At 49.0% G+C, this 25,219-nt stretch carries 23 protein-coding genes; 15 read left to right on the top strand and 8 right to left on the bottom strand.

Going from position 1 to position 25,219, the window contains the following annotated elements:
• The first annotated feature begins 304 nt into the window (after positions 1-304).
• The 3 genes from nrdA to yfaE all read left to right on the top strand — a co-directional run bounded on the left by nrdA (position 305) and on the right by yfaE (position 4,435).
• Positions 305-2,584 carry a class 1a ribonucleoside-diphosphate reductase subunit alpha gene (gene nrdA, locus ACTHSA_RS07580; protein WP_004520361.1) on the top strand — a complete coding sequence of 760 codons (2,280 nt, stop codon included), beginning with the start codon at positions 305-307 and terminating at the stop codon, positions 2,582-2,584.
• Positions 2,585-2,896: 312 nt separating this feature from the next.
• Positions 2,897-4,030, top strand: a complete 1,134-nt coding sequence (nrdB, locus tag ACTHSA_RS07575) for a class Ia ribonucleoside-diphosphate reductase subunit beta (protein ID WP_107831932.1) — start codon at positions 2,897-2,899, stop codon at positions 4,028-4,030.
• Between the two features lie 105 nt (positions 4,031-4,135).
• The gene (yfaE, locus tag ACTHSA_RS07570) at positions 4,136-4,435 is read left to right on the top strand and encodes a class I ribonucleotide reductase maintenance protein YfaE (protein WP_003686421.1); all 300 of its coding nucleotides are present in this window, start codon (positions 4,136-4,138) and stop codon (positions 4,433-4,435) included.
• Between the two features lie 77 nt (positions 4,436-4,512).
• On the opposite strand, the gene ACTHSA_RS07565 is transcribed toward yfaE, so the two are convergent.
• From ACTHSA_RS07565 to gshA, 7 genes are all read right to left on the bottom strand, one after another.
• Positions 4,513-5,082 carry an acetate uptake transporter gene (locus ACTHSA_RS07565; RefSeq protein ID WP_314590016.1) on the bottom strand — a complete coding sequence of 190 codons (570 nt, stop codon included), beginning with the start codon at positions 5,080-5,082 and terminating at the stop codon, positions 4,513-4,515.
• A 135-nt stretch (positions 5,083-5,217) separates the two neighbouring features.
• Positions 5,218-5,967 carry a type I 3-dehydroquinate dehydratase gene (gene aroD, locus ACTHSA_RS07560; protein WP_049343577.1) on the bottom strand — a complete coding sequence of 250 codons (750 nt, stop codon included), beginning with the start codon at positions 5,965-5,967 and terminating at the stop codon, positions 5,218-5,220.
• A gap of 27 nt (positions 5,968-5,994) precedes the next feature.
• Positions 5,995-7,836 carry an excinuclease ABC subunit UvrC gene (gene uvrC, locus ACTHSA_RS07555; RefSeq protein WP_049343579.1) on the bottom strand — a complete coding sequence of 614 codons (1,842 nt, stop codon included), beginning with the start codon at positions 7,834-7,836 and terminating at the stop codon, positions 5,995-5,997.
• A gap of 64 nt (positions 7,837-7,900) precedes the next feature.
• Positions 7,901-10,672: a DNA gyrase subunit A gene (gene gyrA, locus ACTHSA_RS07550; RefSeq protein WP_440378849.1), complete on the bottom strand. Its 2,772-nt coding sequence runs from the start codon at positions 10,670-10,672 to the stop codon at positions 7,901-7,903.
• A 127-nt stretch (positions 10,673-10,799) separates the two neighbouring features.
• Complete coding sequence (locus ACTHSA_RS07545) at positions 10,800-11,282, bottom strand: acyl-CoA thioesterase (protein ID WP_049351048.1); 483 nt, start codon at positions 11,280-11,282, stop codon at positions 10,800-10,802.
• A 114-nt stretch (positions 11,283-11,396) separates the two neighbouring features.
• On the bottom strand, positions 11,397-12,467 hold the full coding sequence (gene corA, locus ACTHSA_RS07540) for a magnesium/cobalt transporter CorA (RefSeq protein WP_107697342.1): 1,071 nt from the start codon (positions 12,465-12,467) through the stop codon (positions 11,397-11,399).
• 119 nt (positions 12,468-12,586) lie between these two features.
• The gene (gshA, locus tag ACTHSA_RS07535; protein WP_440378848.1) at positions 12,587-13,927 is read right to left on the bottom strand and encodes a glutamate--cysteine ligase; all 1,341 of its coding nucleotides are present in this window, start codon (positions 13,925-13,927) and stop codon (positions 12,587-12,589) included.
• 264 nt (positions 13,928-14,191) lie between these two features.
• On the opposite strand from gshA, the gene leuC reads away from it, so the two are divergent.
• From leuC to leuB, 8 genes are all read left to right on the top strand, one after another.
• Positions 14,192-15,601, top strand: a complete 1,410-nt coding sequence (gene leuC, locus ACTHSA_RS07530; protein ID WP_049335217.1) for a 3-isopropylmalate dehydratase large subunit — start codon at positions 14,192-14,194, stop codon at positions 15,599-15,601.
• Between the two features lie 129 nt (positions 15,602-15,730).
• Complete coding sequence (locus ACTHSA_RS07525) at positions 15,731-15,985, top strand: hypothetical protein (protein WP_049335219.1); 255 nt, start codon at positions 15,731-15,733, stop codon at positions 15,983-15,985.
• A gap of 103 nt (positions 15,986-16,088) precedes the next feature.
• Positions 16,089-16,454 (top strand): VOC family protein, encoded by a 366-nt coding sequence (locus tag ACTHSA_RS07520; RefSeq protein WP_049335221.1) that lies wholly within the window; start codon positions 16,089-16,091, stop codon positions 16,452-16,454.
• Positions 16,455-16,502: 48 nt separating this feature from the next.
• The gene (gene leuD, locus ACTHSA_RS07515; RefSeq protein ID WP_063067850.1) at positions 16,503-17,144 is read left to right on the top strand and encodes a 3-isopropylmalate dehydratase small subunit; all 642 of its coding nucleotides are present in this window, start codon (positions 16,503-16,505) and stop codon (positions 17,142-17,144) included.
• Positions 17,145-17,219: 75 nt separating this feature from the next.
• Positions 17,220-17,888 carry a DUF2625 domain-containing protein gene (locus ACTHSA_RS07510; protein ID WP_440367441.1) on the top strand — a complete coding sequence of 223 codons (669 nt, stop codon included), beginning with the start codon at positions 17,220-17,222 and terminating at the stop codon, positions 17,886-17,888.
• A gap of 97 nt (positions 17,889-17,985) precedes the next feature.
• Entirely contained in the window at positions 17,986-18,447 is a 462-nt protein-coding gene (locus tag ACTHSA_RS07505; RefSeq protein ID WP_049335225.1) for a YhcH/YjgK/YiaL family protein, read from the top strand.
• A 38-nt stretch (positions 18,448-18,485) separates the two neighbouring features.
• Complete coding sequence (locus ACTHSA_RS07500; RefSeq protein WP_070625560.1) at positions 18,486-19,349, top strand: DUF1444 family protein; 864 nt, start codon at positions 18,486-18,488, stop codon at positions 19,347-19,349.
• A gap of 66 nt (positions 19,350-19,415) precedes the next feature.
• Positions 19,416-20,486: a 3-isopropylmalate dehydrogenase gene (gene leuB / locus ACTHSA_RS07495; RefSeq protein ID WP_004520344.1), complete on the top strand. Its 1,071-nt coding sequence runs from the start codon at positions 19,416-19,418 to the stop codon at positions 20,484-20,486.
• A gap of 128 nt (positions 20,487-20,614) precedes the next feature.
• Here leuB and ACTHSA_RS07490 read toward each other — a convergent pair whose 3' ends face one another.
• On the bottom strand, positions 20,615-22,024 hold the full coding sequence (locus ACTHSA_RS07490) for a DEAD/DEAH box helicase (RefSeq protein ID WP_004520343.1): 1,410 nt from the start codon (positions 22,022-22,024) through the stop codon (positions 20,615-20,617).
• A gap of 115 nt (positions 22,025-22,139) precedes the next feature.
• Here ACTHSA_RS07490 and ACTHSA_RS07485 point away from each other — a divergent pair, with 115 nt between their 5' ends.
• The 4 genes from ACTHSA_RS07485 to ACTHSA_RS07470 all read left to right on the top strand — a co-directional run bounded on the left by ACTHSA_RS07485 (position 22,140) and on the right by ACTHSA_RS07470 (position 25,011).
• A complete protein-coding gene (locus ACTHSA_RS07485; protein ID WP_004520342.1) occupies positions 22,140-22,343 on the top strand; it encodes a hypothetical protein in 204 nt (67 codons plus the stop codon).
• A 21-nt stretch (positions 22,344-22,364) separates the two neighbouring features.
• A complete protein-coding gene (locus ACTHSA_RS07480) occupies positions 22,365-22,757 on the top strand; it encodes a hypothetical protein (protein WP_004520341.1) in 393 nt (130 codons plus the stop codon).
• Positions 22,758-22,772: 15 nt separating this feature from the next.
• Complete coding sequence (locus tag ACTHSA_RS07475) at positions 22,773-23,717, top strand: class I SAM-dependent methyltransferase (protein WP_004520340.1); 945 nt, start codon at positions 22,773-22,775, stop codon at positions 23,715-23,717.
• 112 nt (positions 23,718-23,829) lie between these two features.
• Positions 23,830-25,011: an aspartate aminotransferase family protein gene (locus ACTHSA_RS07470; protein ID WP_070625562.1), complete on the top strand. Its 1,182-nt coding sequence runs from the start codon at positions 23,830-23,832 to the stop codon at positions 25,009-25,011.
• Positions 25,012-25,219 lie beyond the last annotated feature (208 nt).

Below are 25,219 nucleotides of genomic sequence, written 5' to 3'. Positions count from 1 at the left end.
ATTACTACATCATACTACTTGCTTTGCAAAATTTAACACTCCTTCCATTTAGACGAAACCTGAATATAAATTTCTTTATTTCATAAGCCTCTAGCCAATGTCTGGCCAAATGTGATGCAAACGCAAAATAATGCCAAATCGCCACAAAGCCACATAAAATCTAGTTTAAGCCTCCCATCCCCTAATCCACACCCCGAAAAAAGCGCATTGTCAAGTCTAGTTAAACAAAGAAAAATACATTATATTGTGCCGTTCAAAGCAATCACATACCGTATCTTGTGTTTTTTAATGGGAAGACTGAACAATGAATGCAGCAACGAATATTAAAGTAACCAAACGCGACGGACGCTTGGAAGATATCAATTTAGACAAAATCCACCGTGTTGTTACTTGGGCGGCAGAAGGCTTACAAAACGTCTCCGTATCGCAAGTCGAGCTCAAATCTCATATTCAGTTTTACAACGGTATCCGTACCGACGATATCCATGAAACCATCATCAAGGCCGCGGCCGACCTAATCTCACAAGATACGCCCGATTATCAATATCTGGCTGCCCGCCTCGCCATTTTCCATCTGCGTAAAATCGCTTATGGCGAATTCGAGCCGCCTCACCTCTACGATCACGTTAAAAAACTGACCGAAGCAGGCAAATACGACCGCCACATCATCGCAGATTACAGCCGCGAAGAATTCGACGAGCTGAATGCCTATATTGACCACAGCCGCGATATGACCTTCTCTTATGCTGCCGTAAAACAGCTGGAAGGCAAATATCTGGTTCAAAACCGCGTTACCCGCCAAATTTATGAAACGCCGCAGTTCTTATATATTTTGGTCGCCATGTGTCTCTTCAGCAAATATCCGAAAGAGACCCGTTTGGATTACGTCAAACGCTTTTACGACGCCGTTTCCACATTCAAAGTATCGCTGCCTACACCTATCATGAGCGGTGTGCGTACGCCTACCCGTCAATTCTCAAGCTGCGTGTTGATTGAATGCGACGACAGCCTTGACTCCATCAACGCCACCACCAGCGCGATTGTGAAATACGTTTCCCAACGAGCAGGCATCGGCATCAACGCCGGCCGTATCCGTGGCTTGGGTAGTGAAATCCGTGGCGGCGAAGCACAACACACCGGTTGTATCCCATTCTTCAAAATGTTCCAAGCGGCGGTTAAATCCTGCTCGCAAGGCGGCGTACGCGGTGGCGCGGCAACCTTGTTCTACCCATTGTGGCACATCGAAGCCGAAAGCCTGTTGGTATTGAAAAACAACCGCGGCGTAGAAGACAACCGTATCCGCCAACTGGACTACGGCGTGCAAATCAACCGTCTGCTGTACACCCGCTTGATCAAAGGCGGCAATATTACCCTGTTCTCGCCGAATGAAGTTCCGGGTTTGTATGATGCCTTCTTCGCCGATCAAGACGAATTCGAGCGCCTCTACACTCAATACGAGCAAGATCCAAACATCCGCAAACGTACTTTGCCGGCAACAGAATTGTTCTCTACCCTGATGCAGGAGCGCGCCGGTACCGGTCGAATCTACATCCAAAACGTTGACCACTGCAACACGCACAGCCCGTTTGATCCACACGTTGCGCCTGTTCATCAGTCCAACTTGTGTATGGAAATCGCCCTGCCGACCAAGCCTTTGGATAACATCAACGATCCGAACGGCGAAATTGCCTTGTGTACCTTGTCTGCCTTCAACTTGGGCGCATTGAACAACTTGGACGAACTGGAAGAGCTTGCCGATTTGACCGTACGCGCACTTGATGCCCTGTTGGATTATCAAGACTATCCGGTTGCAGCAGCACGCACCGCAACCATGAACCGCCGCACGCTTGGTATCGGCGTCATCAACTACGCCTACTATCTGGCGAAAAACGGCGTACGTTACAGCGACGATTCCGCGCTCGGCCTGACCCACCGTACCTTTGAAGCCATGCAGTATTACCTGCTCAAAGCATCGGTAAACCTTGCCAAAGAATACGGCGCATGCCCGCTCTTCAACCAAACCGTTTATTCGCAAGGCAAACTGCCTATCGACACCTACAAAAAAGACTTGGACGCCGTGTGCAGCGAGCCTTTGCATTACGACTGGGAAAGCCTGCGCGCTGGCATCGTCAAATACGGCCTGCGCAACTCTACCCTGACCGCACTCATGCCGTCTGAAACCAGCTCGCAAATTGCCAACGCCACCAACGGCATCGAGCCTCCACGTGGCCTGGTCAGCGTTAAAGCATCAAAAGACGGTATTTTGAAACAAGTCGTACCGGAATTTGAAACCCTGAAAGATGCCTACGAAACCCTGTGGCAGCTTCCGGGTAACGAAGGCTACCTGAAACTCGTCGGTGTAATGCAAAAATTTGTCGATCAATCGATTTCCGCCAATACCGCCTACGACCCGAACAAATTTGAAGGCAGCAAAGTTTCCATGAAACAAATGCTCAAAGACCTGCTGACCGCCTATAAATACGGCGTCAAAACCCTGTACTACCACAACACCCGTGATGGCGCAGACGATACGCAGACCGATATTCAAGATGACGGCTGTTCGGGCGGGGCTTGTAAGATTTAAAATAGGCTGATTTTTGAAATATATCCAAGGCTTCTAGATAGTAGAAGGCTTTAAGGATTTTCTTAAATTAAAACCTACTACTATATGAAGCTAAGTTGTTATTTTCCAGAAAAGGAAAAATATGGATGCCATTTGGTCATTCTTAGCTGAATATAAATTTTATGTATTTATTAGTGTTCTTTTAGTCTTCGCTATTTTAGGATGGCACTTTATTGATAAAATTCAACATGTTTCATATGGTGAATTAACAATTAATAGAAAAGTCGACTAATTTTTAAAAAGAGAGACATTATGTCCTGCGAACACCTAACCATGTCATACAGCACCTTTTCCAAAACCAAAAACGACGCGCTGAAAGAGCCGATGTTTTTTGGTCAACCGGTAAATGTCGCCCGTTATGACCAGCAGAAATACGAAGTATTTGAAAAACTGATCGAAAAACAATTGTCTTTCTTCTGGCGTCCGGAAGAAATCGACGTGTCGCGCGACCGTATCGACTATGCGAACTTGCCCGAACACGAAAAACATATTTTCATCAGCAATCTGAAATACCAAACTCTGCTCGATTCGATCCAAGGCCGCAGCCCAAATGTTGCGTTCTTGCCTTTGGTGTCTATTCCCGAGCTGGAAACTTGGATTGAAACGTGGAGCTTCAGCGAAACCATTCACTCGCGCAGCTACACTCATATCATCCGTAATATCGTGAATGATCCTTCGGTCGTGTTCGATGATATTGTGCAAAACAAATACATCATCGCCCGTGCTGAAGACATTGCCTGCTATTACGATGATTTGATTGAATACACCCAGTATTACAATCTGCTGGGCGAAGGCACGCACAATGTCGGCGGCAAGCTTGTTACCGTATCTTTGCGCGAGTTGAAGAAAAAACTCTATCTCTGCCTGATGTGCGTCAACGTATTGGAAGCCATCCGCTTCTACGTTTCATTCGCCTGCTCGTTCGCCTTTGCCGAGCGCGAATTGATGGAAGGCAACGCCAAAATCATCAAGCTGATTGCTCGTGACGAAGCCCTGCATTTGACCAGCACCCAGCATATGCTCAACCTGATGCGTGCCGGTGCCGATGATCCTGAAATGGCTGAAATTGCGAATGAATTGCAGGACGAGTGCTTCAACCTCTTCAAAAAAGCAGCCGAGCAGGAAAAAGAATGGGCGGCCTATCTGTTTAAAGACGGCTCAATGATTGGCCTGAACAAAGAAATTTTGGCTCAATACGTTGAATACATTACCAATCTGCGTATGCAGGCGGTTGGCCTTCCTGCCGGATTTGAAGGTGCAACCCAAAATCCGATCCCTTGGATTAACGCATGGCTGTCTTCTGACAATGTACAGGTTGCGCCGCAGGAGGTGGAAATTTCCTCTTACCTGATTGGTCAGATTGATTCGGAAGTCAATGCCGACGATTTGGGCGATTTCGAGCTGTAATCGAATATTCGGTTTTATGATCAGGGCCGTCTGAACGGTGTGGCAGAAATCTTTGATTTCGTCTTTACACCGTTTCAGACGGCCTTTCCAATCCAAACAAATCATATGGCACTCATCAGCACACACGACAAAACCTTCCAACTCCAACAAGGTGAAACCTTATTGGAGGGCTTGGAGCGCACCGGACACGAGGTTGAATACCAATGTCGCAGCGGCTATTGCGGTTCATGCCGGGTTAAAATCTTGGATGGAAAAGTCTCTTATGATAATTTTCCGCTCGCTTTTGTCGCGCCCGGAGAAATTTTGCCGTGCTGCTGCCGAGTTACTGAAGACATCAAGCTTGATTGTCGAGAGCGAATTAAAGAGCCGGATTTATTTGATGTCGATTTATTTGAAGACAAATAAAAAATGCCGTCTGAACATTGTGGCCGAAATCTTTGATTTCATTTCCACCGTTCAGACGGCATTTTGTTTAAGCAACCTTATTTACGTTCGCCAACCGGCAAAACAGTACGGCCGAAAGATTCATTGATAACCTCTGCCGCTGCCAAGTAGAACGCACCAAGTGCAGTTACCAAGCCTAAGCAACCGCCGATATGGACGATGCTATGATTTTCCATGCCATCGCCAATACCCAAAGCAAAAAAAGTCAGTGTCAAGAAAAAGAAAATACCGCTCAATACTTTAGGCTTGGTCAACGTAGCCACAAACATCATCAGCGAAAACATACCCCATGCGCAAAGATACCAGCCGATAAATGCCGGAGCGGTTTCACCTTTGAAAAAGATGGTAAACAAAGCCCATGTCCACCAGAAGGCGCCATAGCTGATAAAAGCGGTAAAGCCGAACGTATTGCCTTTCTTGAACTCAAACATACCAGCAATAACTTGGGCGATACCACCAAAGGCGAGAGCCATGCCCAAAACTAAGCCGACACCCTCTGGAGCAGTAAAAAAGCCGCCGTTAATCAGACTGAGCAACCAAGTTGTCAATGCAAAGCCACACAGGCCTACTGGACCTGGGTTCGCCAGGTTTTCTTTAGTAGTAGTCATTTTATTTCTCCTCTGGTTATTAAAATAGGAAACCTATTGTTACCTATTTTATTTAAAATTAAAAGAAATAAATTTAAAAAAAATCAGGCCGTCTGAAAAATATTTTTCAGACGGCCTTGAATATTAATAATTAAACTATCCCAAAATTGCCAAGATTTTCCTTAATTCATTAGCATCAATTTGGCCGGGTGCCGACGTTTTTTGTGCCGCACCAAAGGTAACGGCCGAGCCGAAAGTCGAGCCGGCCAAGCGGCTGACGGCTCCGATTTTACCCATAGACATAGTAATAATCGGGCGGTCAATAATTTGTGAAACATCATATGTAGCCTGTAATAAGGTCAATACATCTTGCGACGATTGCGGCATCACGGCAATTTTGCAGATATCCGCGCCCCACTCGGCCATTGTTTTCAGACGGCCTGTAATGTCTGCCAAAGACGGCGTGGCTTGGAAATCGTGATTACAAAGTAAGGCGGCAGTTTGATACTCATGCGCCAAAGCAATGGTTTGTTTTACGCCGCTTTTCTCGGCAAAAAGCTCGATGTCGATAATATCGGCTTGTTTGGAACAGACAATTTTTTCCAATAATTTAAAATAATAGTCATCCGAACAAGGCGTGTTGCCGCCCTCTTGCGCCCTTCTAAACGTAAACAGCAAGGGCTTGTCAGGAAAAGCCTGTCGAGCGATGCCTAATTGCTCGGCAATAAAATCGGCATCAAGCGCTTCTTGAAAAAAATCCGCACGAAATTCAATAATGTCAAAAGCCGTCTCTTTCAATACGCGCAAAGCCTGCTCCAATTCCTGCGTATTGGCAGCCACCAGCGGCACGGCAATTTTAGGCAGGCCTTTGCCGATCTCGATATTTTTAATGATGACAGGTTTCATATTGTTCCTTTTTGCTCTTCAAGCCAATCAGTGCAGATGCTCGTAAATGGTTTCCGCCAATGCTTTGCTGATGCCTTCCACTTTTTCCAAGTCCTCGCGGCTGGCTGCAATCACACCGCGCAGACCGCCGAATCGGGTAAGCAATGCTTGGCGGCGTTTGCTGCCGATACCGGGGATTTCGCTGAGTGATGAAGTAACGCGTGCTTTGTCGCGTTTTTTTCGGTGGCCTGTAATTGCAAAGCGGTGCGATTCATCGCGTACGGTTTGCAATAAATGCAAGGCCGGGCTGTTGGGTGGCAGGCGGAAGACTTCGCCGGTAAAAGGCAGTATGAGTTCTTCCATACCGGCTTTGCGCTCGGGGCCTTTGGCAATACCGACCAAAGGAATGTGCAGCCCGAGTTCTTCCCATACCGATACGGCTACGCCGATTTGCCCTTTGCCGCCGTCAATCAACACAACATCCGGCCATTTGACGCTTTCACCGTTGGCTTCGGCTTCCTGCATTTTGCCGTAACGGCGTGTTAACACTTCGCGCATAGCGGCGTAGTCATCGCCGGGTTTGGCGGTCGTGATGTTGTAGCGGCGGTATTGCGAAGGCTGGATGTTTTGCTCATCGTACACAACGCAGGACGCAATAGTAGCCTCGCCTTGCGTGTGGCTGATATCGAAACATTCAAGGCGGTTGAGGCCGTCTGAATCCATGCCGAGGATTTTGGCCAGTTCATCAATACGGTGTTGCTGGCTGCTTTGTTGCAGGCGGCGTTGGGCAATCGCCATTTGTGCGTTTTGCTCCGCCATCTTCAGCCAGACCTTGCGTTCGCCTATGGTCTTGGTGACAAATTGCATCTGCTTGCCGTGTTCGCCTTCCAAGGCCTCTTTCAGCGCATCGGGAACGGGAAAGTTGCTGATGATGATGTCGGGTTTGCTTTTGCCCAAATAATGTTGGGCGACGAAGGCTTCCGCGTAATCTTGTCCGTTTGGCTTGGGATCGTTTTTGGTGTCTGGGAAAAAGCTTTTATCGCCTACATGCCGTCCGCCTCGGATACTGACCCAGTGTACGCAAACCAGGCCGTCTGAAACCGCCAGCGCAAGCAAATCGATATCGTTGGGATTGTTCGGATTTTTACTGTCGATGAACTGGTTGCTCTGCATGATGCCGAGTGCTTGGATTTGGTCGCGGTAGCGGGCAGCTTCTTCAAATTGCAGGTTGGCAGCGGCGGTCTGCATTTTGTGTTGCAGGGTGCGAGTCAATTCATCAGTTTTGCCATTGAGGAAAGTCGCAGCTTCACGCACGCTGTCACGATAATCTTCTTCGCTGATATGTCCGACACAAGGCGCGGTGCAGCGTTTGATTTGGTAAAGCAGGCAAGGACGGTCGCGGTGCTCGAATACGCTGTCTTCGCAGGTACGCAGCATAAAGACTTTTTGCAACACTTGAATGCTGTCGCGCACGGCGTTGCTGTTAGGATATGGGCCGAAATATTGATTTGGTTTCTTCAGCGTGCCGCGGTAATACGCCATTTGCGGATATTGATGGCCGCTGAGCATCAAATAAGGATAGCTTTTGTCATCGCGGAAAAGAATATTGTATTTCGGCGACAAGGCTTTAATAAAGTTGTTTTCGAGAATCAGTGCTTCGGCTTCGGAACGCGTGATGGTGGTTTCGATATGGTGAACCTGTTTTACCATCAATGCGATGCGCGGCGAATGGTCGTTTTTTTGGAAATAGCTGGAAACGCGCCGCTTGAGATTGACCGCTTTGCCGACATACAAAACATTGTTGTCTTCGTCAAAAAAACGGTACACGCCCGGCAGATTGGGCAGATTTTTCAGAAAAAGAGGTAAATCGAACGGTTCGGTTGCGCTCACGGGATTTTCTTTTGGAATAAGCAGGCCGTCTGAAAACTTTTCAGACGGCCTTTTTCATTGACGTTTAAGATTCTTGAGACGGAGTATCTTCAGCTTCTACCACTTGGTTTTCAGCTGCATCGGTTTCTAAAGGGGCTTCATCTTCAGCCTCTTCGGCCACGCGCTCCAAGCTGACCAAGGTTTCACCTTCATCCAGATTAATCAGGCGGACACCGGCGGCTGCACGACCGGTCTCGCGGATTTGCTCAACTTTGGTACGAATCAGGACGCCGCCGCTGGTAATCAGCATCAGGTCGTCGGTTTCGCTGACCAAAGTCGCGGCAACCAAATCGCCATTGCGCTCACCGGTATTGATGGCGATATTGCCTTGTCCGCCTTTGTTTTTACGGCTGTAATCGGCAATCGGGGTGCGTTTGCCATAGCCGTTGGCAGTAGCGGTCAATACTTGCAAATCGCTTTGTTCGGCTTCAGGGGCGAAGGTAATCAGGCTGACAATCTTGCCATTGGCTGGCAGGCGCATACCGCGCAAACCGCCGCTGCCGCGACCGGACGGACGGACACCGTGTTTGCCGCTTGGTAATGCGTTTTCGGCATTTTCATCATCCAGGCCGTCTGAATCTTCGTTTTCGGTTTCGATATCTGCATCTTCTGCTTCATCGTTACCGGATTTTTCCCAATATTCGTTAAAGCGGATGGCTTTGCCCAAGTTGGAGAACAACATAATGTCGTCCGCACCGCCGGTTTGCGCTGCGCCGACCAAGTAATCGCCTTCTTTAAGCGCGATGGCTTTGATGCCTTGGCTGCGGACGTTTTTAAACGCAGACAGCTGGACTTTTTTCACCATGCCTTGTGCGGTGGCAAAGAAGACGTATTGGTCTTCCGGGAACTCGCGGACGGCCAAGATGGCGCTGACTTTTTCGCCTTCTTCCAATTGGATAACGTTGTTAATCGGACGACCGCGGCTGTTGCGACCGCCTTCCGGAAGTTTGTACACTTTAATCCAATGGCACTTGCCCAAATTGGTGAAGCACATCAAATAATCATGCGTATTAGCAACAAACAGGGTTTCGATAAAGTCTTCGTCTTTGGTTGCCGCTGCCTGTTTACCGCGGCCGCCGCGACGCTGCGCCTGATAATCGGTAGTCGGCTGGGTTTTAATGTAGCCGCCATGAGTCAGGGTAACGACCATTTCGCGTTGCGGAATCAGGTCTTCATCGGCAATATCGCCGCCAAACGGATTGATTTCGCTGCGACGCTCGTCACCGAAGTTGGCTTTAATATCTGCCAATTCTTCGCGGATGATTTGGGTAACGCGTTCAGGTTTGGAAAGAATATCCACGAAATCAATAATTTTGCTCATCAGGTTTTTATATTCGCCGACAATTTCTTCCTGATCAAGGCCGGTCAGGTTGCGCAGGCTCATGCGCAGGATGGCATCGGCTTGCAATTCGCTCAGGTAATAGCCTTGACTGTGCAGACCCAAATTTTCAGGCAAGCCTTCAGGGCGCATCATTTGCAGGTCTAAATCCGTACGGCTGAGCATGTCTTCAACCAAGCTGCTGCGCCATGGGCGGGACAGCAGTTTTTCTTTGGCTTCCGGCGCATTGGCAGATTCTTTGATCAGACGAATGATTTCGTCGATATTGGACAAAGCAACTGCTTTACCTTCGGCAATATGGCCTTCATGACGCGCTTTTTTCAGGCGGAACAAGGTACGGCGGGTAACGACTTCGCGACGGTGGCGCAGGAATTCGGACAGGATTTGTTTCAGGTTCAGCAAGCGCGGCTGGCCGTCAACCAAGGCCACCATGTTGATACCGAAGCTGTCTTGCAGCTGGGTCAATTTGTAGAGTTGGTTCAAAACGACTTCGGCATTTTCATTACGTTTCAATTCGATCACGACACGCATACCGGATTTGTCGGACTCGTCGCGCAGGTCGGATACGCCTTCCAGCGTTTTTTCGCGTACCAATTCGCCGATTTTCTCAACCAGCTTGGCTTTGTTTACTTGATATGGGATTTCATCGATTACAATGGCTTCGCGCTCGCCGTTTTTACCGATAGGCTCGATATGGGTTTTACCGCGCATTACCACGCGGCCGCGGCCGGTTTTATAGCCTTCGCGCACGCCGCTCAAGCCGTAAATAGTTGCGCCTGTTGGGAAATCGGGTGCTTGGATAATGTTGATCAGCTCGTCGATTTCAGTTTCAGGCTCGTCCAACAAACGCAGGCAGGCATTGATGGTATCGCCCAAATTGTGCGGCGGGATATTGGTTGCCATACCGACGGCAATACCGGACGAACCATTGACTAACAGCGCGGGAAAACGGGTCGGCAATACCAGCGGCTCATGTTCGCTGCCGTCATAGTTGGGGCCGAAATTAACGGTTTCTTCTTCAATATCCGCCAGCATTTCATGGGAAATTTTTTCCATGCGGATTTCGGTATAACGCATGGCTGCTGCGGCCAAGCCATCGACAGAACCAAAGTTGCCCTGACCGTCGATCAGTACATAACGCATGGAGAAGTCTTGTGCCATGCGGACGATGGTGTCGTAAACGGCTGTATCGCCGTGAGGGTGGTATTTACCGATAACGTCGCCGACGATACGCGCCGATTTTTTATAGGCGGAATTCCAGTTGTTTTTCAACTCGTGCATCGCGTACAACACGCGGCGGTGTACCGGCTTGAGACCGTCGCGGACATCCGGCAGGGCTCGGCCCACAATCACGCTCATGGCGTAATCGAGGTAGCTCTTGCGCATTTCGTCTTCAAGGCTGACAGGCAGGGTTTCGAGTGCAAATTTATGGTCGTTGCGGATGGTTGCGTCGGTCATGATTATCTGTAATTTCGTATGGCAAAAATCTTGTTGATTCTACCACAAAACAAGCGGTTTATGGCTTTTGCGTGAAGGCCGTCTGAAACAGGGTTTCAGACGGCCTTCATTATTTAATAAATTTAATTTAGTTACAGCCAGAATCTTTGTCCGCAGCCTGCAGACTCAACTCTTTACGCTTTTTAGCCCTTTCATAACGGCAGCGTTGGCGCGGTGTATTGATTTCCAAAGGTGGGACAGGAACCGGCTTACCGTCTTCAACAGCAACCATGGTGAAGTAGCAGCTGTTGGTATGACGCACTTCGCCAGTGTGGATGTTTTGCGCCTCCACACGGATACCGACTTCCATAGAAGTACGGCCGGTGTAGTTGATACTAGCGTAAAAGGTTACCAGTTCGCCGACATGAATAGGCTCTTTAAACAATACTTTATCAACAGACAGAGTAACGCAATAGGTTCCGCTGTAACGGCAGGCGCAGGAATATGCCACTTGGTCGAGCAGGCGCAGAAGATCGCCGCCGTGAACATTGCCGCTGAAGTTTGCCGTATAAGGCATCATCAGTTCGGACATGATCAGTTCATGGGAAGGTAGTTGGCGTTCCGGTTTCATCGTTTATTCTCCTTTTGATATTTATTTTAAAATTGTCTGAAAACTTCAGACTGCACATGTGCAAAATCATTCTACCGTTTTTAATCGTTGAATTTCAACCCATTGCCTTCCTGTTTACAGCCATTTTCTACGTGAGAAGAAAATCAGCAGTCCGATAATAATGCACAGCATCACACCCAAAACCATGAAATAGCCGTAATGCCAATGCAGCTCGGGCATATTGTCGAAGTTCATGCCATAGATGCCGGTGATGACGGTCAGCGGCATAAAGATAATGGTAATAACCGTCAACACGCGCATTTGCTGGTTCATGCGGTTGGATTGGAAGGAAAGATAAATATCCATCATGCTCAACACCATATCACGCGAGGCATCAAGCGACTCGATAAGCTGCATATTGTGGTCGTACACGTCGCGCAGATAGACGGTCGATTCGCCTTTGAAAATGGCAAAATCGCCGCGTACGGCCAGTTGGTAGAACACATCGCGCAATGGTAAGAGCGTGCGCCGCAGACGGACGGCATCTCGCTTGAGGCGATGAATCTTACTGAGAATATCGCTGTTTTCGTTTTTAAACAGTGACTTGTCTATTGCTTCGACACGGTTGTTGTACGATTCCAAAACGATGAAATAGTCGTCCACAATACGGTCAAGCAGGCAATAAGCAAGAAACGCTGTATTTTTGTTCAAAATATTGTGCGGATTTTCGTGCATCTGCCGGCGCAGATGGCTGAATAAGCCCAACGGTTTTTGTTGGAAAGACAACACAAAATCTTTGCCGATAATCACATACACTTGATCGGAATAGAGCTTACCCGTGGAGGTATAATGGTAAACCTGTGCGGCAGTAAAAACATAGCTGCCGTAATCTTCAATTTTCGGACGCTGCTTGCGGCTGAGAATATCCTCAATAACTAGCTCATGGATGCCGTAAGGCTCAAGCGCGTGTTTGAGCAAGGCAACATCATTGATGCCGACAAAATGCAGCCAGTTGATTTGACCTTCTTGCGGGCGGGCAATATCAGGCAAGTTTTTTCCGGCAAGATAATCATGCTGAACAAAGGTATCGGCGGAATACAGAGTTTGATGGATGGCAGAACGCGGGGCATTGTCGGTATTGCTGCGCTGCATGGTTTGGTCTTGCAGATTGTCGGTTATCTCAATTGGATTGGCTGGTTTGCTCATAAAAATAAATCATGTTTTTTAGTTAGAATGAATTGTACAGACAGAAAAGGCCGTCTGAAAACTGATTTTCAGACGGCCTGATGACATTGATTAATGTTTTATTAGGCTTGAGGCGCTGTTTATTCCAACTCTAATGCCGCGGCGAGTAAGGACAGGCGCGCCATTACGCCGTAAACATAGAGGCGGTTGTGTTCGTTGTCCACGTCGCAGTCTTTTTCGGAGCGCGGCATACCGAGCGAGTCCCATTGTTCAAATACGCGTTTGCAGGCTTCAGGCGCTTCTTGGGAATTGTCGCCACTGCCGGTGGGAATGCTGTTGGACAGTGGCACAAATACCATACCGCCGGCATTGAGGTTTTCGTCTGCGCCGCGCCCTTCGTGTACGCGGAAGAAGCCGCCGATTACGAAACGGTCCATCATATACACGACAGGTTCGCACACGGCGCCGTTCATGGTTTCGTAAGTATAAATACCTTCTTGGACAATAACTTCGCTAACTTCCAAGCCTTCTTTGACTTTCGCCATTTTGTTGCGGTTTTTACGGTTCAAGCCGCGCACTTCATCCGCAGATTTAACGCTCATCACGCCCATACCGTAAGTACCTGCGTCGGCTTTCACAATAACGAAAGGCTGGTCGGCAATACCCAATTCGTCGTATTTGGCTTGAATTTTCGCCAATACGCGTTCTACCGCGTCTGCCAACGCATCCTCGCCTTCACGCTCTTGGAAATCCAAACCGCTGATTTTTTCAAAATAAGGATTGATTTGCCATTCGTCGATATCAACCAACTTGGCAAAGTCGGCAGCAACTTGGTTGTACGCGCCGAAATGTTCGGTTTTACGGCGAGTCGTCCAGCCGCCGTGCAATGGAGGCAAAACGGTTTGGTTGATACCTTTAAGGATTTCAGGAACACCCGCAGACAAGTCATTGTTCAACAAAACAACGCAAGGCGAGAAACCGTCGGCAAGATGTACACGCTCACGGGTACGCAATAAAGGTTCAAGCAAAATTTTGTTGCCTAATGCGGTTTCAAACTCGGTTGGCTCAGTCACTTCAGGATTCAAGCTGCCCAAGCGCACTTCGTATCCTGCCGAACGCAAAATCTCGCTGAGGGCGTAAACGTTTTGCAGATAGAATGTGTTGCGCGTGTGGTTTTCAGGAATAATCAATACGGATTTTGCCGTTTCACATGCGCGCTGTACCGCATCTTGCGCGGCAACCGCCGCCAGCGGGATAAAGTTGGGATTCAAATTATTGAAGCCGCCCGGAAACAGGTTCATATCGATAGATGAAATTTTGTAACCGGCATTACGGATGTCAACCGAGCCATAAAACGGCGGACGGTGTTCGTTCCAATGCGAACGGAACCATGCTTCGATTTTGGCATGATTGGCAAGGACTTTTTTCTCAAATTCCCGTAATTGAGTCAGATGCTCAGGAGCCATTACCGGTAATTTCATTCTCTATACCTCTTGGTAAGTGTGGATGTTGAGTGAGAATGATAGAACTTTTTAGTGCATTTCGACAAGCATTCTTTCAGATAAGATGCATCTTTTTGTTAACAATTCTACAATTTGTCCAATTTTTGATAAGCGTTTTTGAAACTTTGCGACAAATTTTAAAAATTGGACAAATTTCTATTGCGCAGCCCCTATAAAAAGCCTAAAATCCGCCCATAAACGCAAACCATCATTCATACCTACCAATAGCAAAGAATACTCATCATGAGCGCACAAACCCTTTACGATAAACTTTGGAACAGCCACGTTGTCCGCGAAGAAGAAGACGGCACTGTCCTGCTTTACATCGACCGCCACCTGGTTCACGAAGTAACCAGCCCGCAAGCATTTGAAGGCTTGAAAATGGCCGGCCGCAAACTCTGGCGTATCGACAGCGTGGTCTCCACAGCCGACCACAACACCCCGACCGGCGACTGGGACAAAGGTATCCAAGATCCGATTTCCAAACTGCAAGTCGATACTTTGGACAAAAACATTAAAGAGTTTGGCGCACTCGCCTACTTCCCGTTTATGGATAAAGGCCAAGGCATCGTGCACGTTATGGGCCCGGAGCAAGGCGCTACCCTGCCCGGCATGACCGTCGTTTGTGGCGACTCGCACACTTCTACCCACGGCGCATTCGGCGCATTGGCGCACGGTATCGGCACTTCCGAAGTCGAACACACCATGGCGACCCAGTGCATTACCGCAAAAAAATCCAAATCTATGCTGATTTCCGTTGAAGGCCGTCTGAAACCCGGTGTTACTGCCAAAGACGTGGCACTTTACATCATCGGCCAAATCGGTACGGCAGGCGGTACGGGCTACGCCATCGAGTTTGGCGGCGAAGCCATCCGCAGCCTTTCTATGGAAGGCCGCATGACCTTGTGCAATATGGCGATCGAAGCCGGTGCGCGCTCAGGCATGGTTGCCGTCGACCAAACCACCATCGACTATGTAAAAGGCAAACCTTTCGCACCTAAAGGCGAAGCGTGGGACAAAGCCGTCGAGTACTGGCGTACGCTGGTGTCTGACGAAGGTGCCGTATTTGATAAAGAATACCACTTCAAAGCCGAAGACATCGAGCCTCAAGTAACTTGGGGCACCTCGCCTGAAATGGTTTTAGACATCAGCGGCAAAGTGCCTAATCCTGCCGAAGAAGCCGATCCGGTCAAACGCAGCGGCATGGAACGCGCCCTTGAATACATGGGTTTGGAAGCCGGTACGCCATTAAACGAAATCCCTGTCGATATCGTCTTTATCGGTTCTTGCACCAACAGCCGTATCGAAGACTTGCGCGAAGCCGCCGCTATCGCCAAAGGCCGCAAAAAAGCGGACAATGTACAACGCGTATTGATTGTCCCCGGCTCCGGTTTGGTTAAAGAGCAGGCAGAAAAAGAAGGCTTGCACGAAGTGTTTATAGAAGCCGGTTTTGAATGGCGCGAGCCGGGTTGCTCTATGTGCCTCGCCATGAATGCCGACCGCCTGACCCCGGGACAACGTTGTGCCTCTACTTCCAACCGTAACTTTGAAGGCCGTCAAGGCAACGGCGGACGCACCCACCTCGTCAGCCCTGCCATGGCAGCCGCAGCCGCAGTGACCGGCTACTTTACCGATATCCGCACTATGGCTTAAAGTATTTTCAGACGGCCTTTATTGATCAGGCCGTCTGAAACAATACCTTGCTCAAGTAAGTTTTCCTATTGTATTGCGAAAAACGTCCGAAAACCTTCTTAATCATTGATAACTTGAAAGGAATCTAGTATGAAAAAACTGTTTGCATTAGCTGCCGCAGCCCTCATCCTGTCAGCTTGTTCCAGCACTTGGTCCGGTGCAAAAGACGATACCAACCGCAATTGGGACAAAACCAAAGAGACTGCCGAGCGCGTAGCCGATAAAACCAAAGAAACGGCAGAACACGTTGCCGACAAAACCGGCGAAGCCGTTAAAAAAGGCGGCAATGCAGTAGGCCGCGGCATGAGCCATGTTGGAGAAAAAATCGAAGCCGCTACCGAATAATTCGGTAAATCAGGCCGTCTGAAGCTCCTGACTCCGTTTCAGACGGCCTGATACATTATTAATTTTTCAGACATTTTCACGATTCAAAGCAAAGGAAGAAACAATGAGTAATCCGTCAAGCTGGTTTGGTATTCATGCTCATGATTTGGATCGCGCCAAAGCCTTTTACGAATCCGTATTCGGTAAGCCCCTGCAAGACGTTGGCGGCAACGGATTCCGTTTCATCATTTTCCCAGCCGATTACACCCAACACGGTACGGCCGGCATGATTTGGCACGACAGCAATGCCCAGCCCGGCCACGGCGGTACAACCATTTTCTTTAATTGCCCGAATTGCGCCGAAACAGCAGAAAAAGCCGTTGAAGCAGGCGGCAAACTGTTACAAGAGAAATTCCGCATTGCCAACGGCTTTGCAGCATTTATCGAAGACACAGAAGGCAACCGAATCGGTTTGCACAGCACACGCTAACCCGAATAGCCATAAAATAATTTCCCATTATTACTATAAGAATCTGACATGAAAGCCTTTACCAAAATTACCGCCATCGTTGCCCCGCTCGACCGCAGCAACGTCGACACCGATGCCATCATCCCCAAACAATTTCTGAAATCCATCAAACGCAGCGGCTTCGGCCCCAATGCCTTTGATGAATGGCGTTACCTCGACCACGGCGAACCTGGCATGGACAACAGCAAACGCCCGTTGAATCCTGATTTCTCCCTGAACCAGCCACGCTATCAAGGCGCACAAATCCTGTTGACGCGTAAAAACTTCGGTTGCGGCTCTTCACGCGAACACGCCCCTTGGGCATTGGACGACTACGGCTTCCGCGCCGTCATCGCCCCCAGCTTCGCCGACATCTTCTTCAACAACTGCTACAAAAACGGCCTTTTGCCTATAGTTTTGACAGAAGAACAGGTTGACCAGCTTTTCAAAGAAGTTGAAGCCAACGAAGGCTATCAGCTCTCCATCGACCTTGCCGAGCAAACCCTGACCACCCCTAGCGGCGAAACATTCACATTCGACGTTACCGAACACCGCAAACACTGCCTCTTAAACGGCTTGGACGAAATCGGCCTGACCCTGCAACACGCTGACGAAATTCACGCCTTCGAAGAAAAACGCCGCCAAAGCCAGCCTTGGCTGTTTAACGGTTGACATACAAAAGGCAAAAGGCCGTCTGAAAAATTTAAGTGTTTCAGACGGCCTTTACTGAATGTTTTGGGATAGACCATGAGATCATTCGACGAATTAATCCAAACCCAAGACCCTGCGTGGCCATTGATTCAAGAGTGGCTTACAGAAGCGGTAAACAGCGTTGAAGTTCTGCCACGTACGCTTGAAAAGGCAAAGGAAGAACTTGTCAAAACCCAAGTAACGATACGTTCGTTTATGGGTGCTGTCGTTTATGAAACCGGCGGTATCCTTATCGATGACGGCTGGTTACGGATACTTGGTTCTAGCAGCGCGAAGCTACCTCGTGGTTTGGGAAGTTGGAATCTAAACCGTACACAATCCGAGCCAGCAGGCCCTGCTCCCTATTATCTGTTTGCCGATGATGTTGCTGGAGGCTATTTTGCGATTAATGGCGGAGGATTTAATGGCAAAGTAGGTAATGTTTTCTACCTACCACCGGATACACTGGAATGGGAAGATTGCGGTAAAGGTTATGGCGACTTCTTAAATTGGGCATTGACCGGCGATTTACAGTTGTTTTACGAAAACCTGCGTTGGGAAAATTGGCGCGAAGAAATCCATGATTTGAATGGCGACAGCGTTTACACGTTCTTTCCGTTTTTATGGGCTGAAGAAGGCAGCGATATAAACCAAGTCAGCCGCAAGCGTATTCCTATTGCTGAACATTATGCTTCCACTTTGAATCTGCAAAACACAACTCCATAAAAAGCCCTTTCAGACGGCCTTGTTGTCATAATCTCAATAAAGCGTCCTTAAAACGTATTCTTCACATCCTGAAGTTTAATTTCTACCTAACCACACCATGATTACCGACACCATAAGCAATGCCACCCGCTACGCTGCCTTGCATCCCGACTTTGCCGAAGCCTTCCATCTGTTGCAGACCCTAAATTTTGCCAAGCTGCCGGACGGCCAAGTACCATGCGAGAATCCCAATATCCGTATTTTTATCGGTAGCGAGCCGATGAGGACTAAGGGAGAAGCCCAGCCTGAAGCGCACTTAAAACATATTGATATTCAAACGCCGATTGATGGCAGCGAAACATATGGCTGGATAGACAGAGGCCGTCTGAAAAACGGTTTAGGCTACAACGAAAAGCGCGATATCGAATTTTTCGACTGCGAGCCGGAAACCTGGCTGACCTTGGAGCCAGGTGAATTTACGCTATTCTTCCCGAATGATGCGCATGCCCCATTGGTTGGCGACAGGCCGAACATACGCAAAGTCGTTTTTAAAATCCGTGTTGAAACCGAACGTCTATAATTTTTCAGACGGCCTTATCCCCTTATTCAGGACACAATATGTCTTTTTTCAGCAGGTTGTTCCGCTCCAAACCTAAATTAATGACTTGGCAGGAATTTGTCGAATACTTTGCCCGTCGCATCCAAGAAGAATTGGATCTTGAGGCGAAAATCGACTGGGGTGAAAATATTGCGTCTTCGCCCATCATTGTCCAGTTTTCCGAAGACGATGAAGCATCGTTCAGCACATATTTGAGCAACCATTACACAAGTTATCTGCAAAATCCCGAGGCCTTGGAAACTATTGTTGCAGCCAATTTAGCGGTTATCGATAAGCTTCAGGACTCTGATGCCAGTGTTTCAGCACAACAAATTCTTCCGACGATTAAAAATACAATTTATCTGGAAAACGTCAGACTGATTACAAATACGGACGAAGACGAGCCTGCCGATTACCTGGTATACAAACCAATTGCCGGCGATATCATGTTGCTTTATATGGTGGATACGGAAGAATCCATGCATACACTCAATCGTGAGCATATGAAAGAGGCCGGTATTGAAGATGAAGACGCCTTGTATCGTACCGCCATGGATAATTTGCGCCAACAGATGAATGGACATGTCCAAATTCATCATGCTGAAGGTTGGTCATTGGCTCAAATCCATTTGGATAACGACTATGATGCTTCCCTGATTTTGCTTTTGGACGAAGTACTTAAAGACGATTCTATGCTGCCGGCCAACCCTGTTTTTGCAGTCCCGGCACGCAACGCCCTGCTCGTTTGCAGCCCGTCCGATGAAGAGGCTTTGCAGGCGATGGCGAATATTGCCCTGCAGGCATTTGAAGATTCTGCCTACGCGATTTCTACCCAGCTTTACCAGTACCATAATGGTACAATCAGCGTTTTCAGAGCAAATTGATTTAAGGCCGTCTGAAAAACAGACGACCTGCCCTTTACCTAAAACCTTCTCATAAGGAAACCCGAAATGACCAAACATATCGCTATCTTGCGCGGCGACGGCATCGGCCCTGAAATCGTTGCAGAAACCGTCCGTGTACTCGACAAACTTATCGAACAAGGTTTGGATGTCAGCTACGAATACGCACCTTTGGGCGGCGAAGCCTATGACGAATACGGCCATCCTTATCCAGAATTCACGCAAAACCTTTGCCGTAAAGCCGATGCTGTCTTGCTTGGTGCAGTCGGTTCTCCTCAATACGATAATCTCGACCGTCCGCTGCGCCCTGAACGCGGCTTGTTGGCCATTCGTAAAGACTTGAATCTGTTTGCTAATTTGCGCCCTGCCATTTTGTATAAAGAGCTGGCCAATGCTTCTACTTTGAAACCGGAAATCGTAGCCGGCCTCGACATCCTTATCGTACGCGAACTGACCGGCGATATTTATTTTGGCGAACCGCGCGGCATCCGTGTTTTAGAAAACGGCGAACGCGAAGGCTACAACACCATGAAATACAGCGAAAGCGAAATCCGCCGCATCGCCCACGTTGCCTTCCAATCTGCCCAAAAACGCAGCAAAAAAGTCTGCTCCGTAGGCAAAGCCAACGTTTTGGAAACCACCGAACTGTGGCGCGAAATCTTTGAAGAAATCGGCAAAGAATACCCTGATGTCGAGCTTTCCCATATGTACGTCGACAACGCCGCCATGCAGTTAGTACGCGCGCCCAAACAATTTGACGTGATTGCCACCGGCAACATCTTCGGCGACATCCTCTCCGACGAAGCCTCCATGCTGACCGGTTCCATCGGTATGCTGCCTTCTGCTTCTTTGGACGAAAACGGCAAAGGCCTGTACGAACCATCTCACGGCTCAGCTCCCGACATTGCCGGTCAAAACAAAGCCAATCCGCTGGCGACCGTATTGTCTCTTGCCATGCTGCTGCGTTACAGCCTGAACGACGAAGCCCGCGCGCAACAAGTTGAAAACGCCGTACAAAAAGTACTGCAACAAGGCTTGCGTACCGGCGACATTTACGAAGAAGGTACCAAACTGGTTTCCTGCTCCGAAATGGGCGATGCCGTATTGGCTGCTTTGTAAGAAGGCCGTCTGAAAAAAGAGTGGGATCAATCCCGCGCTTTTTTATATGCGAAAACTTGAAACCATAAAAAAGGGCGTGTCTTCACACGCCCTTATGTCTTTTTCAGACGGCCTTAAGATTGAAAAAATCAACCTCTTTTGTGTTTGCCGCCAAAGCTGTCGTTAGACTTACGCTTGCCTTTAAAGCCTTCGCCGCCTTTTTTGAAACCATCAGCTTTTTTGAAACCATCTTTCTTAAAGCCATCTTTCTTGAAACCGTCTTTTTTATGGCCTTCGCCGCGAGCTTTACCGCCGAAACCTTCTTTAGCCGGTTTCTTATCGCCGCGCCAGCCGCCGGATTTACGATCGCCCCAGCCGCCTTTGCCTTTCGGTTTAGCGCCGGCAGATTTGCGTTTGCGTGTCGGCTCCATGCCTTCGATGGTCAGCTCAGGCAATTTACGGCCGATGTATTTTTCAATTTTGTGTACTTTGACGTATTCGTTCACTTCGGCAAAAGTAATCGCAATACCGGTGCGGCCTGCGCGGCCGGTACGGCCGATACGGTGAACGTAGTCTTCAGCCTGTTTCGGCAAGTCGTAGTTGATAACGTGGGTAATGGTTGGTACGTCGATACCGCGTGCGGCAACGTCGGTGGCAACCAAAATTTTGCAGCGGCCTTTGCGCAAGTCCATCAGCGTGCGGTTACGCCAGCCTTGCGGCATATCGCCGTGCAGGCAGTTGGCGGCAAAACCTTTTTCGTACAACTCATCCGCAATGACTTCGGTCATGGCTTTGGTGGATGTAAAGATCACGCATTGGTCGATATTGGCATCGCGCAAAATGTGGTCGAGCAGGCGGTTTTTATGGCGCATATCGTCGCAGTACAACAGCTGCTCTTCGATTTTGCCTTGATCGTCCACACGCTCAACTTCGATGGTTTCAGGGTCTTTGGTCAGTTTGCGCGCCAGTTTGCCCACCGCGCCGTCCCAAGTGGCGGAGAACAACAAAGTCTGACGGTCGCTCGGCGTTGCTTCAACGATGGTTTCGATGTCGTCGATAAAGCCCATGTCCAACATACGGTCGGCTTCGTCCAGAATCAGCACTTCCAAACGTTCAAAATCAACTTTACCGCTCTGCATCAAGTCCATCAGACGGCCCGGAGTGGCGACAATCAGGTCAACCGGTTTGCTCAGGGCACGGGTTTGGTAGCCGAAAGATGCACCGCCGACAATGCTGACAGTACGGAACCAACGCATATTTTTAGCATACGCCAGTGCATTTTTTTCTACCTGAGCCGCCAGTTCGCGGGTCGGGGTCAATACCAAAGCGCGCGGACCTTTGCCCGGTTTTTCGCTGCGTTTGGTCAGTTTTTGCAAAGTCGGCAGCAGGAAGGCTGCAGTTTTGCCTGAACCGGTTTGTGCCGAAGCCATAATGTCGCGGCCGTCCAAAGCAAACGGAATCGCTTGCGCCTGAATCGGGGTCGGGCTTTCATAACCCTCGCTGCTTACGGCAGACAAAATGTTTTTATCAAGGTTCAAATCGGCAAATTTAATAGACATATCTATCCTAAGAGACAACAACGCGCACGCCTGAACAATTTCAGACGACCTGAAGCAAAGGAAAGTAACGATACGGGAAATGTGAAGTTACAGGGTTGTCGCAAGCATCTTGCTTGTGGTTAACATCGACGACAACCTGCATAGAAAAGGCTTTGCAAATATGCAAGCAATAAAAGAAACGCGCCCGAAACGGCGGTTTAGGTTGGATGACGATGGCTTCGTATCAAAAGGCGAAGGGCGGATAATAAAGGAGAAAACCGCCCAGGTCAAGCAAAACAGGCTGCGAGTGCAAAATCAAGCTATAATGCCGTTTTATTGAATCAGCACGGATGAATCCGACATGAAGTTTTTCAAAACCGCCTTATTACCTGCACTTGCTGCCGCCCTGTTGCTTGGCGCGTGCAGTGGCTCGGAGAGTTATCGCGGCGAATGGAAGGCCGTTGCGTCCGACGGTAGCAAAGCCGAAATCACCTTTGCCGAAAAAAGCTTTACTGTCAAAGACGAAAAAGGCAAAGAAACCGTTTACGAATACACTCAAAACCAATACAAATTAGAAAGCGGCAGAACCAGCTACGGCATCGACATCAAAAACGCCTCGGAAGCACGAATCGTGTTCCCGTTTAAAGGCAAGACCGACCGTGCCACCATAGTTGCGCCTGACGATACAATTCTCTATATGCTTGACCGCCACGCCTACGTCCCTACTGATCAATTCTGGAAACTTCCCCAATAAGGCCGTCTGAAAACCATGACCGACATTACCCCCTTTGCCAACCGCTTGGGCAAAAACATCAAACATCTTATGAAATGGGCCAAACGCAACAATATCGAAGCCTGGCGCATTTACGACCGCGATATTCCCCAATTTCCCTTTGCCGTCGATGTTTACGGCGACCAAATCCATCTTCAGGAATACGATACCGGCTGGCTGATGCAGCCCGAAGAATACGAAGCATGGCTTGCCGATGTATTGGAAGCTATTGGTTTTGTGACCGGTTTTGCGCCCGAACAAATCCACCTCAAACGCCGAGAACGTCAAAAAGGCTTGCAGCAATACGAAAAAACCGGCAAAACCGGCGACGATTTCGTCATCACTGAAAACGGCCGCAAGTTTTGGGTCAACCTCGACAAATACCTCGATACCGGCCTTTTCCTCGACCACCGAAATACGCGCAAAAAGGTCGGCGACACCGCAGCGGGCAAACGCTTCCTCAACCTGTTTTCCTACACAGGCAGCTTCACCGTCTATGCCGCAACCGGGGGTGCAGTATCCAGCGAAACCGTCGATTTATCGAATACTTATCTGGAGTGGGCAAAACGCAATTTCGAACTCAACGGCATCGACCTTGAGCAACACAAAATCGTCCGCGCCGACGTGTTCCAATACCTGCAAAATGCCGCAGACGAAGGCAAAAAGTTCGACCTGATCGTCATGGACCCGCCCAGCTTTTCCAACAGCAAAAAGATGCTCGACATCCTCGACATCCAGCGCGACCATAAAAAGCTGATTGACGGCGCAATGAGCCTGCTCGCTTCAGACGGCATTCTGTATTTCTCCAACAACCTGCGCAGTTTTGTGTTGGACGATTCGGTCGCGGAACAATACACCGTCAAAGACATTTCCAAGCAGTCCGTTCCCGACGATTTCCGCAACAAAAAAATCCATCAATGCTGGGAAATCAAGCATAAATAAGCATCAGGCCGTCTGAAAGCCAGTTTTCAGACGGCCTGATTACCATATTGAATCTCTCAATCAATAGGCGCATAATTGAAGAAATTGTTGACAATATCAAAAGGAAAAGAACATGCAAAACTACCTGACGCCCAATTTCTCATTCGCCCCCATGATTCCGGAACGCGCGCTCGGCAGCCGGGTTTGGGATACCGAAGGACGAGAATACATTGACCTGTCAGGCGGTATTGCTGTGAACGCGCTAGGCCATTGCCATCCCGATTTGGTCGCAGCCTTGGCCGAGCAGTCGCAAAAGCTCTGGCACATTTCTAATATCTACACCACCCAACCGGCGCAAGAATTGGCCAAAAAACTGGTCGAAAACACCTTTGCCGACAAAGTGTTTTTCTGCAATTCCGGCGCGGAAGCCAATGAAGCCGCACTGAAACTGGCGCGCAAATACGGCCGCGATCATTTTGGCGAACACAAAACCGAAATCATCTCCTGCCTCAACAGCTTCCACGGCCGCACCCTGTTTACCGTATCCGTCGGCGGCCAGCCCAAATACAGCAAAGACTACGCGCCGCTTCCGGCCGGCATTACCCACGTTCCCTTCAATGATGTTGCCGCATTGGAAGCAGCCATCAGCGACAAAACCTGCGCCGTGATTATCGAGCCGATTCAAGGTGAAAGCGGTATCCTGCCTGCCACCCAAGAATATCTGCAAGCCGCACGCCGTTTATGCGACAAACACGGCGCCTTGCTGATTTTGGACGAAGTGCAAACCGGCATGGGTCATACGGGCAAACTGTTTGCCTACGAGTATTACGGCATCACACCCGACATCATCAGCTCCGCCAAAGCCTTGGGCGGCGGCTTCCCGATTGGCGCGATTCTGACCACCGATAAAATCGCCCCAACCTTCGGCCCCGGAACACATGGCTCGACCTTCGGCGGCAACCCGATGGCGTGCGCCGTCGGCAGCCGTGCATTCGACATCATCAATGCGTCCGAAACATTGGCACACGTTAAACAACAAGGCCAAAAACTTCAGACGGCCTTGCGTGAATTGGGTGAAAAGACCGGCGTATTTAAAGAAGTCCGCGGCATGGGCTTGCTGCTCGGCTGCGTGTTGGCAGACAAATACGCAGGCAAGGCATCTGAAATCACCGCCGCCGCTTTAAAACACGGTCTGATGGTACTGGTTGCCGGCGCCAATGTGGTGCGTTTCGCCCCCAGCCTGCTGTTGAACGATGAAGACATGGCCGAAGGCTTGAAACGTTTTGAAGCGGCCTTGGCCGAATGGTTGGCCTGATTTTTAAAACCCAATATCCAAATCAGCCGACAGCTTTTGATTCTATTAATGCCATCTAGTAAAGGCCGTCTGAAAGACTATTTTGAGTTTTTCAGACGGCCTTTTTTTCAATATTGAAAACAACATCCGCCTACATGCTTTGTCATTTGATGTTTGTTAAAAATCGTACCGCCTCTTCGTGTTACGCTTGGCAAACAATTTGATTTTG

Source organism: Neisseria sp. P0008.S002 (genome assembly GCF_051962805.1).
In the GTDB taxonomy this organism is placed as follows: Bacteria; Pseudomonadota; Gammaproteobacteria; order Burkholderiales; family Neisseriaceae; genus Neisseria; species Neisseria perflava.
The sequence above is the reverse complement of the archived record's forward strand: the minus strand, read 5'-3'. Positions and strand labels throughout refer to the sequence as shown.

Bases quoted from the DNA above. Each gene is read 5' to 3' on its own strand.
- ACTHSA_RS07475 (WP_004520340.1), top strand. From the start codon at position 22,773: ATGACCGACATTACCCCCTTTGCCAACCGCTTGGGCAAAAACATCAAA.
- ACTHSA_RS07565 (WP_314590016.1), bottom strand. From the start codon at position 5,082: ATGACTACTACTAAAGAAAACCTGGCGAACCCAGGTCCAGTAGGCCTG.
- ACTHSA_RS07520 (WP_049335221.1), top strand. From the start codon at position 16,089: ATGAGTAATCCGTCAAGCTGGTTTGGTATTCATGCTCATGATTTGGAT.
- ACTHSA_RS07545 (WP_049351048.1), bottom strand. From the start codon at position 11,282: ATGAAACCGGAACGCCAACTACCTTCCCATGAACTGATCATGTCCGAA.
- aroD (WP_049343577.1), bottom strand. From the start codon at position 5,967: ATGAAACCTGTCATCATTAAAAATATCGAGATCGGCAAAGGCCTGCCT.
- ACTHSA_RS07480 (WP_004520341.1), top strand. From the start codon at position 22,365: ATGAAGTTTTTCAAAACCGCCTTATTACCTGCACTTGCTGCCGCCCTG.
- gyrA (WP_440378849.1), bottom strand. From the start codon at position 10,672: ATGACCGACGCAACCATCCGCAACGACCATAAATTTGCACTCGAAACC.
- ACTHSA_RS07470 (WP_070625562.1), top strand. From the start codon at position 23,830: ATGCAAAACTACCTGACGCCCAATTTCTCATTCGCCCCCATGATTCCG.
- ACTHSA_RS07490 (WP_004520343.1), bottom strand. From the start codon at position 22,024: ATGTCTATTAAATTTGCCGATTTGAACCTTGATAAAAACATTTTGTCT.
- leuC (WP_049335217.1), top strand. From the start codon at position 14,192: ATGAGCGCACAAACCCTTTACGATAAACTTTGGAACAGCCACGTTGTC.
- ACTHSA_RS07525 (WP_049335219.1), top strand. From the start codon at position 15,731: ATGAAAAAACTGTTTGCATTAGCTGCCGCAGCCCTCATCCTGTCAGCT.
- yfaE (WP_003686421.1), top strand. From the start codon at position 4,136: ATGGCACTCATCAGCACACACGACAAAACCTTCCAACTCCAACAAGGT.
- nrdA (WP_004520361.1), top strand. From the start codon at position 305: ATGAATGCAGCAACGAATATTAAAGTAACCAAACGCGACGGACGCTTG.
- leuB (WP_004520344.1), top strand. From the start codon at position 19,416: ATGACCAAACATATCGCTATCTTGCGCGGCGACGGCATCGGCCCTGAA.
- leuD (WP_063067850.1), top strand. From the start codon at position 16,503: ATGAAAGCCTTTACCAAAATTACCGCCATCGTTGCCCCGCTCGACCGC.
- gshA (WP_440378848.1), bottom strand. From the start codon at position 13,927: ATGAAATTACCGGTAATGGCTCCTGAGCATCTGACTCAATTACGGGAA.
- ACTHSA_RS07505 (WP_049335225.1), top strand. From the start codon at position 17,986: ATGATTACCGACACCATAAGCAATGCCACCCGCTACGCTGCCTTGCAT.
- ACTHSA_RS07510 (WP_440367441.1), top strand. From the start codon at position 17,220: ATGAGATCATTCGACGAATTAATCCAAACCCAAGACCCTGCGTGGCCA.
- nrdB (WP_107831932.1), top strand. From the start codon at position 2,897: ATGTCATACAGCACCTTTTCCAAAACCAAAAACGACGCGCTGAAAGAG.
- ACTHSA_RS07500 (WP_070625560.1), top strand. From the start codon at position 18,486: ATGTCTTTTTTCAGCAGGTTGTTCCGCTCCAAACCTAAATTAATGACT.
- corA (WP_107697342.1), bottom strand. From the start codon at position 12,467: ATGAGCAAACCAGCCAATCCAATTGAGATAACCGACAATCTGCAAGAC.